Source organism: Dactylosporangium sp. NPDC048998 (assembly GCF_043197855.1).
In the GTDB taxonomy this organism is placed as follows: domain Bacteria; phylum Actinomycetota; class Actinomycetes; order Mycobacteriales; family Micromonosporaceae; genus Dactylosporangium.
In genome coordinates this window covers 1-1,212 of the sequence record NZ_JBICTV010000106.1, presented here as the reverse complement: position 1 = coordinate 1,212, position 1,212 = coordinate 1, and the positions used below count along the sequence as shown (strand labels likewise).

The 1,212-nt window shown below is 68.2% G+C and carries 1 protein-coding gene; it reads left to right on the top strand.

Annotated features, from left to right (window positions below; genetic code table 11):
- The coding region (locus ACGFI8_RS48040) for a transposase (RefSeq protein ID WP_392815839.1) at positions 1-1,119 on the top strand (1,119 nt) is incomplete at its 5' end.
- Positions 1,120-1,212: the final 93 nt, after the last annotated feature.

Below are 1,212 nucleotides of genomic sequence, written 5' to 3'. Positions count from 1 at the left end.
GCCACCATCCTGCTCGACATGCACACCCACCAGCCGGTTGACGTGCTGCCCGACCGGGAGGCCGACACCGTCACCGCGTGGCTGCGAGCCCATCCCGGCGCCAAGATCATCTGCCGGGACCGTGCCGGAGCCTACGCCGACGGCGCCGCTGCCGGCGCGCCGGACGCGATCCAGGTCGCAGATCGCTGGCATCTCTGGCACAACCTCGGCGAAGCCGTCGAAGCTGTCGTCGTGGCGCACCGGGCCAGCCTCGCCGAACCACCCACCGAGCCCATTGAGCCCACCGAGCCTGCTCAACCACCACAACCGAACCCGCTACCACAGTCCGAGCAGCCAGCGACGTTGCCAGGTAGAGAGATCCGGCTCGTGACCCGCACCCGCGAACGCTACACCCAGGTGCAGCAACTGCTGACCGAGGGCGCCTCCCGCGCCGAGGTCTCCCGCCGGCTGGGCCTGGACCGGGAGACCGTCCGACGGTTCGCCGACGCCACCAGCATCGACGAACTCCTCGCAAACACCCGACGAGACAGTCTCATCGACCCATACACGTCCTACCTGCACCAGCGATGGAACGACGGCTGCACCGACACCGCGACGCTATACGCCGAGATCCGCGAGCAGGGCTACCGCGGCAGCGTGCAGACCCTGCGCCGGTACCTCCAACCGCTCCGGCCCGTCGAGGGCAGCACCCGCCGTCGCCTACCCGCGCCGAGCACACCTCCACCACCGAAACCGCGTCGGGTCGCAAAATGGATCATGAGTGATCCGGCCAAGCTCAAGATCGACGACCAGCGTAAGCTCGAGGCGATCCGCCGGCGCAGTCCCGCCCTTGACGCGCTCGCAGGCCACGTCCAGGACTTCGCCGACATGATGCGCAAGCTGCGCGGCGCCCGCCTGCCGCAGTGGATCGCCGCTGTGCTGGCCAGCGACCTGGTCCAGTTGCACTCCTTCGCCAAGGGCCTGCAACGGGACCTCGCCGCCGTCACCGCCGGACTGACCCTGCCCTGGAGCTCCGGCGCCGTCGAGGGCCAGGTCAACCGCGTCAAGATGCTGAAACGGCAAATGTACGGCCGGGCGAAGTTCGACCTCCTCCGTCGCCGCATCCTTCAACCCAACTGACCCGCGGCCCGAACACCCACCACACTTCCCGCGACAGAACCGAATTACGTGATCGAAACCCCGTCAGATGGGGGAATTACGTGATCGCCGACA